Source organism: Butyrivibrio sp. (assembly GCF_015056685.1).
In the GTDB taxonomy this organism is placed as follows: Bacteria; Bacillota; Clostridia; order Lachnospirales; family Lachnospiraceae; genus Butyrivibrio.
On record NZ_SVFW01000070.1, the window covers coordinates 1 to 15227 of the forward strand.

Sequence of the window (15227 nt, forward strand, 5' to 3'; positions counted from 1 at the left end):
CTTATTAGTTATACACGTTTTTGAAACTATAGAAAAATCTTATTTTACTATTGACTTTATATTTGCAGGCTCGATTATAGATTAGCGAATTATCTTCTCAAAATCATCTTTGCCATGTTTGCAGATGGGGCATATAAAATCATCTGGCATGTCTTCACCAACATATTCATAGCCACAGATAAGACAGCGCCAGATTGTTTCGCCTTTTGGCGTCGTTCCGACTTTTTCGGGCTTTGGCTTGATATCGCTTTGATAGAATTCATATGTGCAGGACGGAGTATCTGACAGTACAGTCATAAATGTCGGTTCGCAGATAAAAAGAGTGTGTGAACCAAGGTCAACTTCTTTTTCAACCTTAAGAGAAAAATATGCATTTGTCCCGGCAGTTATGTATGGAATGCCATTTTCGGCAGTTTCATATGATGAAGCAGGAAAAGATGTATCAAACTTATCCACGTCTTTTCCTGACCGGAAACCAAAGTGCTTGAAAAGGTCAAAAGATGCATCTTTACTAATAACTGAAATATTGCAAATGCCTGTGTCTTTTATCATGTCATGAGTGTAGTTGGCTTTGTTTACTGCAATTGAAATTCTGTTAGGATCTGATGCAACCTGTATTGCAGTATTGATAATACAGCCATTTTTCTTTTCACCTCGAACTGCTGTGCAAACGAACAGACCGTAGGAGAGTTTGTACATAGCTTTTGGGTTGAGTTCTGACATAGTGGGGACTCCTTTCTCGTTAGTGGTAGAAATGGTGTTGGTTTTCAATATTGGTGCTTGGACTTTATTGGCTGATTTTTGAAGTTCTTTTCTCTTATTCCTATACTCAATAATTGGCAGATCAGCTGCAACCAGCATTTCCTTCATGGGAACATCACTTTTCTTGGGAAGTTGTGTTTCAACAATTCTTTTATCCTGCCTTTCGACCACTTTATTGGCGCGACTTCCAAGCCAGGCAATAGCCTTGTCGATAGGCTTTAATCCGGTTATTTTATTGTAAAAGCGAAGCGCTATGATCGAATGCTCGTCATCAACCGGGATAAAGAAAGCCAAAATCAGTATTTTATCCGTGACATGGTTGAGCCACATATTAGGATATTTAAAGGTTAGATTCGTGCTCTTGATTAGGCTGTCTGCGGATGATTTGGGTAATTGCCCGCTGTCAACTTCGTTATTGGCACTGGTTTGCAGGGTATTGTCATCAAGCCATACCACCTTCGGACCGTTGCACAAAGTTTTATTGCCACGACCAATTGTGGTGCGGTGAACAAAGGCAAGATGGGATACGTCCAGCTGGTTTTCAATAACTCTGGAGTACTGTACGTTCCATGTATCTTCGATATGATCATAAGAATAGTTTGTATCAGTGATAACATCGAAGTAGTCAGGATCATGAGTTGGCATACCGTCGCCGTACCAGGCAAATACTATTCCACCAACCTCTTTTACCATATAATGCTTGAGGTCGAACCGGGAGAAATCTTGAGCGGAGTTTCTGCCTTCTGACGGTATATGCACGCATTTGCCATTGGAATCATACTCAATTCCGTGAAAAGGACATTTGATATTTCCGTCTTGGACGCAGCCTTTTTCAAGGGACGCGCCTCTATGGGCGCAAAGGCTGCTGACAAGGCTGAGTTCGCCGTTTTCATTCCTAAAAAAGACGAGGTTTTCGCCGAAACGTCTAGCTCCAATAACATTGCCTTTTTTAACAGAGTTAGAAGACAGAACAGCATACCACTGATTTTTGATCATAGATAAAACCTCCGGATTTGTAGAAAAAACGGCGGGCTACAATACAATTATACTATAAACGGTATGCCGATAACCACCGCGAATCTCAATTTATTCTAAATATTGTTGAAGAAAGAAATATGCTTATATGATAGAATGTATTTATGAACGAAATAGTGAGAAAGTAGATGCGCTGGTAATGATCTTAGTTGATATGTTGTATAACAATCGCATTTACTGAAGGTTGGAGCATGAAAGGAGAAACTGATTATGAAGTATGTATGTAATACTTGTGGCTATGTTTACGACGAGGCAGCAGGTGATCCTGATAACGGAATAGCACCTGGAACAAAGTGGGATGATCTTCCGGCTGATTTCACTTGCCCATTATGTGGAGTTGGAAAGGAAGATTTTTCAGTAGAGGCATAACAAAAAAGAATAGCCGCGAAGAATAACAGATGACAAATAAAATATTGATAAGCAAGTAAAGGCAGGTGCATCCAAGAGGTGTGTCTGCCTTATCTTCAATAGTGGCAGAGGGAGTCATATGCACAGATTATACGAAACTGATGATATTTCATTATTTTGGAATTCGGACAAATGCAGACATGCCAGGAAATGCGTGACAGGTTGCCCTGGAGTTTTTGATTTTAAAAGAAAACCTTGGATTGATCTAAGTCAGGATGAGACACAAAGAATATGGAAAACTATAAAGCAGTGCTCATCGGGAGCTTTGGATATTATCTATAATCATGAAGTGATGGTAAAACTGGATAAAGACAATAACAGGAGCACTGCTGTGGATAAAGATGGGCAGATTATCGGTGAATGTGATTATCAAGAAAATGCTGACACCATCACAATCTTTCACACAGAGGTTAAGCCTGAATACGGAGGAAACGGAATAGCAAAGAGACTGGTATATAAGGTTTTCGAAGAAGCGGACCGGGAGTGCAAAAAGATAGTACCTACATGCTCATATGCGGCAAAATTGCTTAGCAATTAAAGCATTATACTTACTGCTCTTCTTCAAAATCAAACTCCTTAAATAGATATTTTCTGCAGAACAGAAGAACTGCAATAGCAAGGACTCTGATAAGAACATATATAGCTTCTTCATGTCCTGCTACAAGCCCTCTTGCGATGGCAAAAATCAGCACCTCAATTATTGTATTCATGGAATGTTTTACGAGCATTCTCTCAAACTCAATCACAATAATCACGCTGAATGCAGAAGCCAGAAGCTTCTCAATATACTCAAGAGCATCGATATCTGCAGCACTATTTGTAAAAGAAAATGCATCCAGAACAAGATGGAAACCACCATACATTACGCCTATAAGCAGTATAGCCGCTACAATCTTCTCAAGGTAGTTAGGCAACTTCATTATTAACTTGTGGAAAAAGGTGTCTTTATTATTCATAGGCGCTCCTGTGCAATCAGAAATTTGTAATAATTTTACTATATTTTGAATTGGATTGTTAGTGATAATAATGATTTCCATTATGACTATGTTGGAAGCTTGCCAGGGAATATCTATGGATAGTGAAGAAAATACTGAATTGAAGGCAGTTGGATTGGGAGAAATAAGGAAAATACTCCTTGGGTATCCTGAGAATTGTGAAGAGTACCATCCATCTACTTATTTAAGGCTATTAATGTTTCATATCTATAGGGAGGGGATTAGTGAAACTTGCAGGGCGATTTGTAATGATGATAAAAAGCAAGCAAGTAGAAATGCAAAAAACGAGAAAGAAATATTGAAATAATTATATATGATGGTATTATATAACTATAAAAGAAAATTTGTTGCAAATAATAAGAATTTTGTAAACAAGAATCAAACCAAGAACATACATAATTACAAATTAGAAGAAAAATGACGAAGTTTATTAAAAATTTAAATGTCTTTTTAAAAGACAGGAAAATTAAAAATGCGTATATTTCCCTTGTTACTGGATGGGAAAAAAGTAAGGTGAGTAGAATCCTTAATGGTGATGTGGATCTGAAAATGGATGACGCAGAGCTTTTGGCTACTTCTTTGGGAAAAGATGTATTGTTTTTCTTAAATGATGATGAGACAGTATATTATTCCTCCAAGGAAAATGAACAGATGGCATTCTATGCAGGCCATTTGGAAAAACATGATAAAAAAATAGCTGCTGATTTATTAGATATGTTCAGATTTTACGACGCTTTAACAGATTTACGAGTATAAGGAAAAGGGGCTCACATTTGTGGGCTCCTTTTTTGGAGGCAATATGGAAAAAGAAAGATTTTACAGGATACTTGATTTTAATAGAGAAAATAAAAAAGAAATTGGTATAGCTTGCATGCAGTTTTATAACATGCTTAACAGGCAGAATGTATTTGTAATTCCAGATGTGCAATCATTGGCTAAAATGCTATTTACGCGTGAAGGGTATAAGTTTGTGCATATTCCTCTTAAGAGTAAAGAAATAGGTGCATGTCAATTAAGAATGAATGGTCAAAGATATCTTGTTATAAACACTAGTAAGAGTTTGGCAAATAACAATTTTGCAGTTGCCCATGATCTGTACCATCTTATGATTCAAGAACATTCTTCAGAAAATGTGATGGAGGTGTATCTTGATAATTATGATGAGAATAAAAATGAAATGTTCGCCAATGCTTTTGCCGGAAGTATAATGATGCCTTCAGAAGATTTTATACAGACTTCGACCTTTATGCAAAACTCATTGTCACTAAGAAAAAAGGAAGAAAATGCAGTTTATTTAAATGAATTGACAATGGTTATCAATCTAATGGAATACTATAAGACCACATATATGTCGGTTGTAATACGTTTTTTTGAGTTGGAACTATGGGATAAGAGCGATGAAAAGCTTGTAGACGCGCTACTTCATCAAAATAAAGAAGATGCCCAGAGAAAAATATTTGGTCAAATGGCTAAAGCCATAGGAAGGCCATCTATCATGGAACCAACTATGGAAGATGATTTTGAGATTCTTATGGAGGAGGCTGCTACCAAAGGGAAAAAGCTCCTTGACTTGGGACTCATGACACAGCAAGACTACGACTATAGAATGAGCGGGCTAAAAAAATATTATGAATCTGTCAAGGAGGATAATTATTGATGGAAGTGGCAGATATCATAATGAACCTTGAAAAAGATGTTGAAGATTACTTTATAACAGATCAGCATGAAGCAGTAATGGCAATTCTTAAGGCAGAGAATGCATTATTCTTAGATACAGGCTTTATTTCAAGGCTGGCACAAGCTCCTATGGAAAACATAGGAGATTTTATAAAAGCTAAATGTATATTGATAGTAACTGAGTTAGTTATATATGAGCTATCTGAAAAAGATAGGTTGAGAATTAATGCCTGTGCCAGAACATTTTTTAAAGAGATTTCGGAGCAAGGTTTTAAACTTGTCCTTTTAAAAGAAATAACATTACCATCACAGCTCGGAGAATATATATCTAAAAGTGCCTTTGAAAGAAATAGAGATTTTGTAGGACTTCTTTCTAAGAATAAGGCTACACTAACCTGCTTAGCACAAGCTTTAGAAAATCTTCCTGCAAAATATAAAGATATTTTTGAGACTGACTATAAGGTGCCGAAGGATACTGACTTTACAACCAATATTATTAGAGAACTAGTATCTAGGAAACAAGGAAAAGATAGCCTTGCTGAGGAACTGATCATAGTCTGTATTTTGCTTATCATGGAATTACCTAAAGGTGGGAAGATGTTTTTCTGTACACATGACCACGCATCAATTTCCAGATTTAATAAAGCTATACAAACATCACTCCCTAATGTAGAACACATGATTAGCGCAGTGTCTTTATATTCATTTGTAGCTTTCCTCATAAAGATGAAAGTGTTATATGAGTCGGATAAAGAGCAGATAGTAGAATTTCTTAAGAAGGTATATGGAAACAGAATAAAAGTAATGAAAGCACCGCAGTTACCCGCACAGGCGATTGTAGAGGAATTGACTGCAGAGGAGATAATAAGAGGGATGTTTGAAAATGTGGAGTACATGCTGGTGTTAAAGTAAACATGTTCGTGAAAATAGTTAGCATGAGCTTTATACAAATAAAGAATTAAATACACATGCGTAGCTGTACGATGAAGAATATTTTATGTAAACAAAGGAAAGTAATATATGAAAAAGTTGCATATTAGCATTTTAAAGCCATACAAATTGTATAGGGAAAATACAGATTATTTTTTGGATGGAGATTTAATAATTCTTTCTGGGACTAATGGCAGTGGGAAAAGTCAGCTATTTAAAATAATATCCCAAAATACAAGTGAGTCTATTTTACGAACTATTTCACAGTCAGATGATGATGGAGAGGAAGAGGTAATTGAAGAAGTACTCTTATTGTCTTTTAGAGATAATATTAATCTTGGAAATGAATTTGGCCATTATTCTGTAACGTATAGAGAGAACAATGCAACAAATGCGTGGAACTATTACCAAAGTAATATCAAATATTCAAATAATCATGTTTTAAATTCAAAACGTAAAGCAAAATTTGAAACGGGATCTTTGATTGATAACAATGGAATTAGAAATCCGTCATGGAGATCTATCAGTAAACTTATACAATTGATTAAGGATAATTATCCGGATGAAAGGGCATTTAATCTTTCTCAAACCGAGCTAGAAAGAATTTTACCAAATGATTTTATTTGGAGAAATGAGAATGATATTATAGAACAAATTGGTAATTTGTTCTATATAGCATGCTGTAAACGTGTTGACGAACAGATTAAATGTTCAAAATCGACTACGATATTTGATAATACAGAATGGTTAAAAAATGCCCCATGGACAATTCTTAACAAATTGTTTGAGGAATTAAAGTTTAAATACAGATTTAAATCAGATTATCAGTTTTCTACACCAAACATAGATGAAAACCCTTTATTAAGAGAAGGAACAAATATCCGCAACATAAATGATTTGAGTGATGGAGAAAAAGCAATATTAAAACTAGCACTAAATTCTTTGGATGAAGAAATAAGTAAAGACATTAAGTTAGTATTATTTGACGAATATGATGCACCACTGAATCCTTCTTTGGCAGAAGCATTCTTTCATGTGATTGAAAAATTCTACATTGAAAAGGGAATTCAGGTAATTATAGCAACACATTCTCCTGCGACGATTTCGTTAGCACCAACATATGCGCAGTTTTATGAACTATTTTCTCGAGAAAATGCATCGCCTCAATTATGTCAGGTTAGTCAGTTTGAGTATAGTGAATTGAGGATAGCAAATAAGCAGTTCTATGATAAAATCAAAAATCAGGATAATAGAATTGCAGAATTGATGGTAAACGCAAAAGGCATTGAGAATAACTGTCTGTTTGTAGAGAACCGATATGATCAGATTTATAAAATTGCTTATTTAAAAATAAAAGGAATAGATGGAATTACGGAAGAGAACCTCGAAGAGAAATTCCATACAAACTGTCCATTTGCAATACATGGGAATTTTTCATGCAATGGACTTTTGGGGTATCTGACATGTTCAAATATTACGCATGATTGTAATCATGTCATTGTATGTCTTTTTGACTTTGATACTGAAGGGTACAAAAAGTTTGAAGATTTAGAAAAGAAGAAAGATAATTCAAGAAAGATGTTTGATGAAAGGGAAGGATCTGTAAAAGAAGGCCTTTACATAAAACATCATCATGCAGATCGTTATGCGCTTATGTTACCTATCCCAGATAGGTTAAAAAAATATGTAAGTGAAAAAACAAGCACAGATTGCTTTATCGAAGTTGAAACATTGTTGACGGAGGAATATTTAAAAACAAATCAAAAAGCAGAAATCAGAAGTGATGCTTTGCCCTTTTATAAGATGAAGGATAAGCATAAATGTGATTTTTGGAAAGATTTAATTACGGTTGACAGCAAGCACTTTGAAGACTTTAGACCTTTGTTTGACCAGCTCGAAAGACTATTTTTGGGTGCAAAGAGTAACTGTGATGAAGACTGTTAAGAAGCCATTTGTTTTGAAGCGTACAAAAAGTTTTAAGAATAGTTCTGGAAAAAATCAGTTACGGCATATATAGAAAAATATGGTCAATGTAGTGGAATTAAGACATTGAGGAATGATATAAAAAACTACAACTTATTGAAATGCACGTTGGGCAAAGGGACAGGAGCATATATATCATGAAAAGTCAATTAACTGGCAAAATCAGAATAGATGGTCATGTTATTATTTTTACATCTGATGAATTTAGCTTCACTTTTGTTCGTGTTGACGACTATAAGGATGCAGATGGGCGTTATTCAAAGTTTTTTTGCGTCCTGATAGAGCGGGATATGTATGGGGCGTTACTTCGGATCAGAAGGTAATCGTTGTATATATCAAGGAAGACCGTGGGATATACCATTCTTTGGTGATTAATACGTGGAATTATATTATATATGACACTTTACCGTATGAAAAAGCCAATAGAATAAGTGATGAGAGCCCAAAGTCGGATTCTGTTCCACTGTTGCAAAAAGATAGTGATGAGTTGAGCTGGTTGTTTAGATTCACAGGTATTGAATTTGTAAATGGATCCTTAAGATCTGTTAATCCTTGTAATGCTCTTCATGAAAATTTTGAGCTGGAGCAAAAGATTACAAATAATGATAATAAACAAGAGAGTAATCATGCTCACGGACTATTGGTGTACGACGTTGTCGATGATGCCAAGGAGTTTACTGTTGATATTGAGGGTGATATCACTACCTGGCTATTTGGATCTGCTATATCACAGCGAAATGATATTAATGAAGGTGGGACTCTATCAAACGATATATCCAGTTTGATTATCAAGTTTAATTCGTGTCAAACCTTAGAGACGTTTTATGATTATTATGGTTATGCCAGTGACATACTTGCCTTTCTCACCTACAGAAGAAATATTTTTTTTGAGTCAATAAAGCTCCTTACCAGACACCCTGAGTTTGGCTTATCCTCTTTTGCAGAGTGTTATGTAAAATATGAGGAACCTGCATCGGTATGGGATATGGTAAGAGTGATATCTGTAAAGCCATTTACAGATGAAATGTTCAAAAAGCTGCTAATTAGTTCCATGGCAAAGTCGAAAGAATGCGTTGGGTTGCCAACTGGCATTATCCCAAAAGATGATGAAGATGCTGTTATGATGACTGTTAATAAAATACGCAACATCTGTTCCGCTCTTGAAACTGAGATAAATGCAACAGGAGTAAAAAGCGTTAAGAATGCGGAGTTAGAGAATCTTATTAACGATATAAAAGATGTTATTAAGGCTCATAGAAAGCAAAGTGACGAAGAGCATAAGTTACCGGATAAGACATACGATAATATATTCAGCAGTATAAGCCACTGGAGTGATCCAGCAGCAGACAGGTTTATCAGGGCATGGCATGAAAATGAAGATTTAAGCCTGACAAGTGGGTGGGATATCGTTCTATTTGACAAAGATATTGAGGAATTTGTAAAAGTTAGAAATAGGATAACTCACAGTGGACAGCGGGAATTGACTGAGCAAATTGCTAATACAGGAATTGCTCTATCAGCCTTGGCTTACTCTCTTACATTGCAACGTATTGGCATCAGCAGGGAGTCTGTTCGGGCAATTATGGAGCGGAGACTGATAGGGTGAGACTTATGTGAAATAGAATAATTAGTAAGTGAAAAAATAACTGGAAATTAAGATATAATATGTAATGAGTGAGTGTTATAAGTGCATATGAAAAGGGAGCCCTAGTTTTGATTGCTAATATGTATTACAAATGTAAAATATGTGGATGCGTCTGCAATTTGAAATATCAAATGGGATTTGCCAAGAAACATCCTGTACGCTATAAATGTAAATGCGGTGTATCAATAAGAGGCATGTATGAAGAAACACGAGGGTTTTCATTTGAAAATGCTGAAGTGGTTAATGAGCAAATGCCGGATTGTGTTGTTTATTGTGCGGGAGAGTTTTTTACTGTTCCTCCATTTGCTGTAAAATCCTTTGAAGAAACTGTTACCACAGTGCCATCGCCCTTTATACTAGCAACCCAACTGTTGAATTATGAAGATTATAGGTTAGAGTTCAGTCATATTTTATCTTATAGAGTTGAAAAACATATATATGTAAGAGCACTTAATGAGTTATATCTTGCTAAGAATTATGAGAAGATTAAAGAGGTTATACGGGAAAAATTTGACACAAACGAGGAATTGTTTCCACTGAATAATGAGGCTGATTATATTCGTGCAACAACAATGATAAACCAGTTTCAGTTTTTGAATCATGATGGAATAGATAGAACTCCTAAAACGACAAAATGGATTTTAAATGCTTTTACTGAACACACAACTGCATGCCATGACTTTTTGAAATTCGTAAAGAAGGCAGACATATTGGAAGCATGGAAGAGGCAGATTTACATTTTATGTGATCAAGTCTATGAGAAAATAGACTTGCTAATGCCTGCTGTAAGTATTGATTTTGTAAAAGATACAACGGCCATAGATTTGGGCTTTTTTGCTATCACAACAACGTCGTTTGAAGAAATAAAGCAGTTATATGTGGATCTGTATGAACTTATTGGCCGTCTTCTGGCACTAGCCATAGGCTTGGATAATATTATACTTCGGGATGATTATAACGCGATTAGAGTTGTTTCTGGAATAGATGTTAAAGATTTGACAAATGTCATGAAAATGAGGAATAAAGGTAATATCATAAAATTGATAGATGATATGGCTCCTCTTGAATCGTTGATTTGTGGATCTTTGAATTCAGATATTAGAAATAGTATAGGGCATTATAGTTATGTTTCTAATGAGATAGGATAGCAGATTCTTTTGGACAGAAGATTGAATTTACCGATTCGAATAATAAGAATAAGTCTGAGACTAGATCATTATTGCAGATATGCTATGATATTTGGCAGATGTACAAAACACTTGGAATTTTTAATGAGATAATACATCATCTTGAAATGCAATTATTAGCCGAAGAAGGAATATATCCTTCATATGTTACTGACAGAGCGATATTTAATAAATTGGTACATAGAAAACCATCAATAAAAATATATCCAAATGATTCATGTCCATGTGGAAGCGGATTGAAGTATAAAAAGTGTTGCGGAAGAAATAGATAGTTAGTATGAGATTAACATTATAATTCATGAAATTACATATTTTGCTGGCTACTATTAATAGTTGTTTTGTTTGCATGTTTTGCTTTACTAACATATATTTGTTCTGGAAAATAATTTGTGGAGTTTGCTTAATTGCATTTGAACGTTGTAGGAGTATGCGTTTATGTTAGATAACACATTTATGAATTTATATTGGAAGCAATTCTTGATGATAGAAAAAGAATTTCGTAAGTCAGTACAGTGTGTTAGTTTATCAAATGATAATTTAGAAACGTATTCAGACTTCTTTTCAAAAATAATTCTTCAGGTAGGAAGTGAAGTGGATGTGTTGGCGAAAGTGCTATGCAAAGAAATAAATGCTGCAAGTACTACAAATAGCATTGAGAAATATAAGAGGGTAATTTTGAAAACATATCCTGAGATTGAGCGTTTGACTGTATCATGTAATGATATTGATATAATTCCTTGGAAAGATTGGAGCAATACTTCACCATTATGGTGGAAAGTGTATAACGGAATAAAGCATAACCGTGCAGATAAGGAAACGTATGATGGTATAACAAAAGAAAATTATAAATTTGCATCCTTAAAAAATGCTATTACATCATTAGCGGGTTTATATGTATTAGAAATATATTTATATAATAATGTAACCGATTCAATTACAAATATTGATACGCCTATTCCTAGATCGCGATTGTTCAAGGCAATAGACCAAGGGTGGGAAAATAAAAGATTTTTTAATGATTCAAGTTTGTTCTTTGATGATTGGCGCTTGGTTTATGTTGAATCTGATTTATTATATGGAGATTTATAATTATTTTACAAAGGTGTAGTCGGAATTTGGAGCAAGCCTTACAGTTATAATGTTAACTTTTGCGATAATTAAGGCAGGGCAGTCAAAATTGAGTAAAAAAACTACATCCCGAATTTTATGCGGATTACCATTGATTTTGGGTGTAAAAGCTATTGGAAGTTAAGAAAAAACAAGTTGATGATTGGCTCTGTAACCGGCAAGTGCCTTTTTCGAAATATCGGCATTTATTTCACGAATCCGCGGCATATAAGATTCCATAGCCGGCGACATTTTATTTTCCAGACTTGTCTTTATTCTATGGTGTTGATTGTCAAGTAAAATTGACCCACTTTTATACTTAAATCTGACCCACCCTCAGGTCCGCCAATTCGATTTTAGGGGCGGGTCAGTTTTGTTTATAAATCTCGATTTTTACACTGTGAATTGACCCACCTTTTAATGAGTTACCAGTGTGTATCCAGCATCGGTAAGTGCTGTTTTGTCTATGATCATTGTTTTGTTTATTGTATCAATGACAACGTATCTGCTAAGTTCTAGAAGCCTGTCCCCAATAAGCTCTTTAACAAACTTTTCCATTGCTTCTGCTTTAGGGGCGTTCCTTTCTGTTTTATCCTCACATATATGCTGTGGCTTTACCGGTGAACAAAGCTCATCAATCGACATAAATAGGCTTTCGCCAGTTTTCTCACATTGTGCGGCACAAAATCTGTCTGTAGCTTCGTTATATCCCAGATAATCTATGTTTTTCATCATGTCCAGAGTTGACCACGGATACTTTATTCCAAATGACTCTCGGAGCTTTTGATAAAGAGCATCTTTGCCGCCACTATTGTATATTTCTGCAAGTTCCGGAAGATTTCTATCTTTTATTTTAACCATGACAGTTCTCCTTCCGGAAGCTTACCCATTTCCGCTTCAGCCCATTCATCAAACGCTCTGGACAGAGCATGTCCTTCTTCCATCAGAGTTTCAGCATCTTCAATGAGGTTACTCAGCGTTTCTATGCATCAAAGAATTCACTTAAGCTTAATGACTACTTTTCCGGAATTCATGATAGGTATGTTGAGTTTTTAAACTCTCCTGAGATCTCCCAAAGTAAACCACATGGGAAAAGAAATATATATTCTCTCAATTATAATGGTTTATATACTTCATAATGCAATATAATAGAATTGTGAATCAAATTGGAATTGTTCCCAAAGTTTTTGCGAAACTACTAATTGTAATTATTTTAGGATAAGGAGCTGCATGTCGATGATTCTAACTATAGTATTATGTTTTACTGTTGCTATTGCAGGAGGGTATACTTGTCATAAAATGTATGGAAAACCTATTGTTATCAAGTATAGGTACTTGCGTTTCTCTTGGATTTCACCATTATTATTATCTTTTGTTTCATTGATGCTCATGGCTGCACTCGAGGGAATAGTTGTATATAGGTATGTGCGTGTAGCTAATAAGAGTGGAGCGTGGTTATACGCATTAAGCAAATTTGTTGAGAATGGGTTCTTGATTCCGGGAATATGTGTTATTGCATCTTGGATCTTTAACTATGCAAGTAAAGAGAATAATTTGCAATATTTAAAGCATTATTCGAATTTGGTTTCAAAAGTTTGCTTTTCTGTTGCAGTTGTAGCTGGTTGCATATTCTTCTTTGCTACGGTATATCCATATATTGGGACAGGTGATGACGAAGTGGATTTCATCATGAATAGAATTTTTATGTGGTTTATTGCGGTATTTGGAACATGGTTTAGCTTTGGCTTTGGCTGTAATAAGCAGATAGATGAGAAAAATGATGGAAATCTATGTGGAACAAAAATGAATAAGAAAGAACTGTTAAAATTTTGGATGCCCATAGCATTTTCTTTACTGATACTTATCACTATATTAGCTATATCGTATTATGGCATTTTGAATCAATATTTACTACCCATATGCCTGATTTCGCTTTCATTTGTCTGCGGTGGAATGATAGTCTTTATGACTAATTCTTATCCTTCCCAAAATAAAAGCGAAAAAATATATCGTAAAGCTGTAGAAGATTATAAAAATGGCGTTAAGAAAAAGTACAATTATGGAAGAATATCATATACATTTCTTAATGAAAACACCCTTGAAATTGGCTATAAAAAAGTTGTTTACAAAGGTCATGAGCATGACGAGGATTTTGAGGAATTATTTAATGTAACGAGGATAGAAGGTGAAGATTATTCTAGGATACATGAAGAACTGAAAAGGTTAGATGGTGACCAACGGGCGTACATTAGTCAAGCTTTCCAAGCTTGCTTGGACGAATTTAAGAAGACGGGGGAAGCATCGGATTGATTTTGCCGTGAAAAGATACTTGTGGAACGGCTGTATCTTTTTCACGGCAAAATGGGGCTAAAATAGCTGAATTTAAAATTCATATTATGGAAAATCTAAAACTTGTAAATATGTCATTAATAACATATTTTCGGGTGTGAAACGAAATCTTATCATTAAAAACAATTTGCGTATCGGAAATGATATGGACGTCTATTCTCATGTCATCTATTCAAGACTAACAGACAAGCATGGCCTTGCATCCAAAACAGCGACCAGGACTTTTCTAAAGTGGGCTGAAGAATATGATCCAGATATCCTCTGGCTTCATAATATTCATGGATACTACATCAACTACGAACTCCTCTTCAAATGGATCAAATCTCGCCCAAGCATGCAGATAAAGTGGACTCTTCACGACTGCGGGGCATTCACGGGCCATTGTTCTCATTTCACATATATTGGCTGTCATAAATGGCAAGTAGACTCAGCAGATTCAAAAAACAGACAACTGTCAGGGCTGTCACAACTGTCCACAGCTAGATCAATACCCCAAAGCTATTACAGATAACAGCAATGATAACTATAACCGTAAGAAGGCATCGTTCACAGGAGTGCCAAATCTTACCATAATAACCCCATCTAACTTGTTAAAAGAAAAAGTGCAGGCAAGCTTCCTTTCTGAATATCCAGTAGAAGTCAAATACAACACCATCAACATCCACATCTTCAAACCTACTCCAAGTACCTTCAAACAGAATCATGGCATTCAAGGTAAAAAGATAATTCTCGGAGTGGCAAGTGTCTGGAATGAGCGTAAAGGCCTTGACAACTTCATTGAACTTTCAAGGCTACTAGAAGGGAAACAGCTGGAAGTAAATAATCAGGAGGACTAGTACCAGATTGTCCTCATTTGATTTAGTGATGCTCAGGTAAAAGCGCTATCAGCTAACAACACAAACATCATTGGCGACAGCCCATGATGATGCGGTACCATTCCTCATCGGATCTGTGAGTATGGTAGCATAGATTCGACATAATCGTTCCTCCAATCGTAGTAAAATGTGATGAATCGCGAAATCATGATGCTACGAATCGTAGTAAAATACACGATTCACGAATCTATTATGAACTTATTTAGTGGCGGGAACTATCCGACGGATTATTTAGTGCTTACCAATGATCCTTCAAAAAAAGAAACAGGATTAA

The 15227-nt window shown here is 35.4% G+C and carries 17 protein-coding genes and 1 pseudogene; 14 read left to right on the forward strand and 4 right to left on the reverse strand.

Annotated elements, in window-relative coordinates:
• Nucleotides 1-81: 81 nt before the first annotated feature.
• The gene (locus tag E7303_RS18135) at nt 82-723 is read right to left on the reverse strand and encodes a flavin reductase (RefSeq protein WP_292146617.1); all 642 of its coding nucleotides are present in this window, start codon (nt 721-723) and stop codon (nt 82-84) included.
• Nucleotides 724-816: 93 nt separating this feature from the next.
• A pseudogene (locus tag E7303_RS18140) lies at nt 817-1758 on the reverse strand (Rieske 2Fe-2S domain-containing protein); the annotation flags it as partial.
• Nucleotides 1759-2007: 249 nt separating this feature from the next.
• Here E7303_RS18140 and E7303_RS16910 point away from each other — a divergent pair.
• Together E7303_RS16910 and E7303_RS16915 are read left to right on the forward strand one after the other, a co-directional pair.
• Nucleotides 2008-2166, forward strand: coding sequence for a rubredoxin (locus tag E7303_RS16910; RefSeq protein ID WP_022772845.1), 159 nt, complete (start codon nt 2008-2010; stop codon nt 2164-2166).
• A gap of 118 nt (nt 2167-2284) precedes the next feature.
• Nucleotides 2285-2743 carry a GNAT family N-acetyltransferase gene (locus E7303_RS16915; protein WP_292146600.1) on the forward strand — a complete coding sequence of 153 codons (459 nt, stop codon included), beginning with the start codon at nt 2285-2287 and terminating at the stop codon, nt 2741-2743.
• Nucleotides 2744-2753: 10 nt separating this feature from the next.
• Here E7303_RS16915 and E7303_RS16920 read toward each other — a convergent pair whose 3' ends face one another.
• A complete protein-coding gene (locus tag E7303_RS16920) occupies nt 2754-3161 on the reverse strand; it encodes a hypothetical protein (protein ID WP_292146601.1) in 408 nt (135 codons plus the stop codon).
• A 115-nt stretch (nt 3162-3276) separates the two neighbouring features.
• Between E7303_RS16920 and E7303_RS16925 the strand changes: the two genes are divergently transcribed.
• From E7303_RS16925 to E7303_RS16970, 10 genes are all read left to right on the forward strand, one after another.
• Nucleotides 3277-3507 (forward strand): hypothetical protein, encoded by a 231-nt coding sequence (locus tag E7303_RS16925; RefSeq protein ID WP_292146602.1) that lies wholly within the window; start codon nt 3277-3279, stop codon nt 3505-3507.
• Between the two features lie 110 nt (nt 3508-3617).
• Nucleotides 3618-3956: a hypothetical protein gene (locus tag E7303_RS16930; protein WP_292146603.1), complete on the forward strand. Its 339-nt coding sequence runs from the start codon at nt 3618-3620 to the stop codon at nt 3954-3956.
• 43 nt (nt 3957-3999) lie between these two features.
• A complete protein-coding gene (locus E7303_RS16935) occupies nt 4000-4857 on the forward strand; it encodes an ImmA/IrrE family metallo-endopeptidase (RefSeq protein WP_292146604.1) in 858 nt (285 codons plus the stop codon).
• Nucleotides 4857-5789, forward strand: a complete 933-nt coding sequence (locus E7303_RS16940) for a hypothetical protein (RefSeq protein WP_292146605.1) — start codon at nt 4857-4859, stop codon at nt 5787-5789. Before E7303_RS16935 ends, E7303_RS16940 begins: the two co-directional genes overlap by 1 nt.
• A gap of 108 nt (nt 5790-5897) precedes the next feature.
• Nucleotides 5898-7751, forward strand: coding sequence for an AAA family ATPase (locus E7303_RS16945; protein WP_292146607.1), 1854 nt, complete (start codon nt 5898-5900; stop codon nt 7749-7751).
• Nucleotides 7752-7927: 176 nt separating this feature from the next.
• Complete coding sequence (locus E7303_RS16950; protein WP_292146608.1) at nt 7928-8113, forward strand: hypothetical protein; 186 nt, start codon at nt 7928-7930, stop codon at nt 8111-8113.
• Nucleotides 8114-8154: 41 nt separating this feature from the next.
• A complete protein-coding gene (locus E7303_RS16955) occupies nt 8155-9396 on the forward strand; it encodes a hypothetical protein (protein ID WP_292146609.1) in 1242 nt (413 codons plus the stop codon).
• Between the two features lie 107 nt (nt 9397-9503).
• Nucleotides 9504-10583 (forward strand): hypothetical protein, encoded by a 1080-nt coding sequence (locus tag E7303_RS16960; RefSeq protein WP_292146610.1) that lies wholly within the window; start codon nt 9504-9506, stop codon nt 10581-10583.
• Between the two features lie 98 nt (nt 10584-10681).
• The gene (locus E7303_RS16965) at nt 10682-10894 is read left to right on the forward strand and encodes an SEC-C metal-binding domain-containing protein (protein ID WP_292146611.1); all 213 of its coding nucleotides are present in this window, start codon (nt 10682-10684) and stop codon (nt 10892-10894) included.
• Between the two features lie 163 nt (nt 10895-11057).
• Nucleotides 11058-11711 (forward strand): hypothetical protein, encoded by a 654-nt coding sequence (locus E7303_RS16970; RefSeq protein ID WP_292146612.1) that lies wholly within the window; start codon nt 11058-11060, stop codon nt 11709-11711.
• A gap of 435 nt (nt 11712-12146) precedes the next feature.
• On the opposite strand, the gene E7303_RS16975 is transcribed toward E7303_RS16970, so the two are convergent.
• A complete protein-coding gene (locus E7303_RS16975; RefSeq protein WP_292146614.1) occupies nt 12147-12590 on the reverse strand; it encodes a hypothetical protein in 444 nt (147 codons plus the stop codon).
• A 375-nt stretch (nt 12591-12965) separates the two neighbouring features.
• On the opposite strand from E7303_RS16975, the gene E7303_RS16980 reads away from it, so the two are divergent.
• Complete coding sequence (locus E7303_RS16980; protein ID WP_292146615.1) at nt 12966-14039, forward strand: hypothetical protein; 1074 nt, start codon at nt 12966-12968, stop codon at nt 14037-14039.
• A gap of 593 nt (nt 14040-14632) precedes the next feature.
• A complete protein-coding gene (locus E7303_RS16985) occupies nt 14633-14914 on the forward strand; it encodes a hypothetical protein (RefSeq protein ID WP_292146616.1) in 282 nt (93 codons plus the stop codon).
• Nucleotides 14915-15227 lie beyond the last annotated feature (313 nt).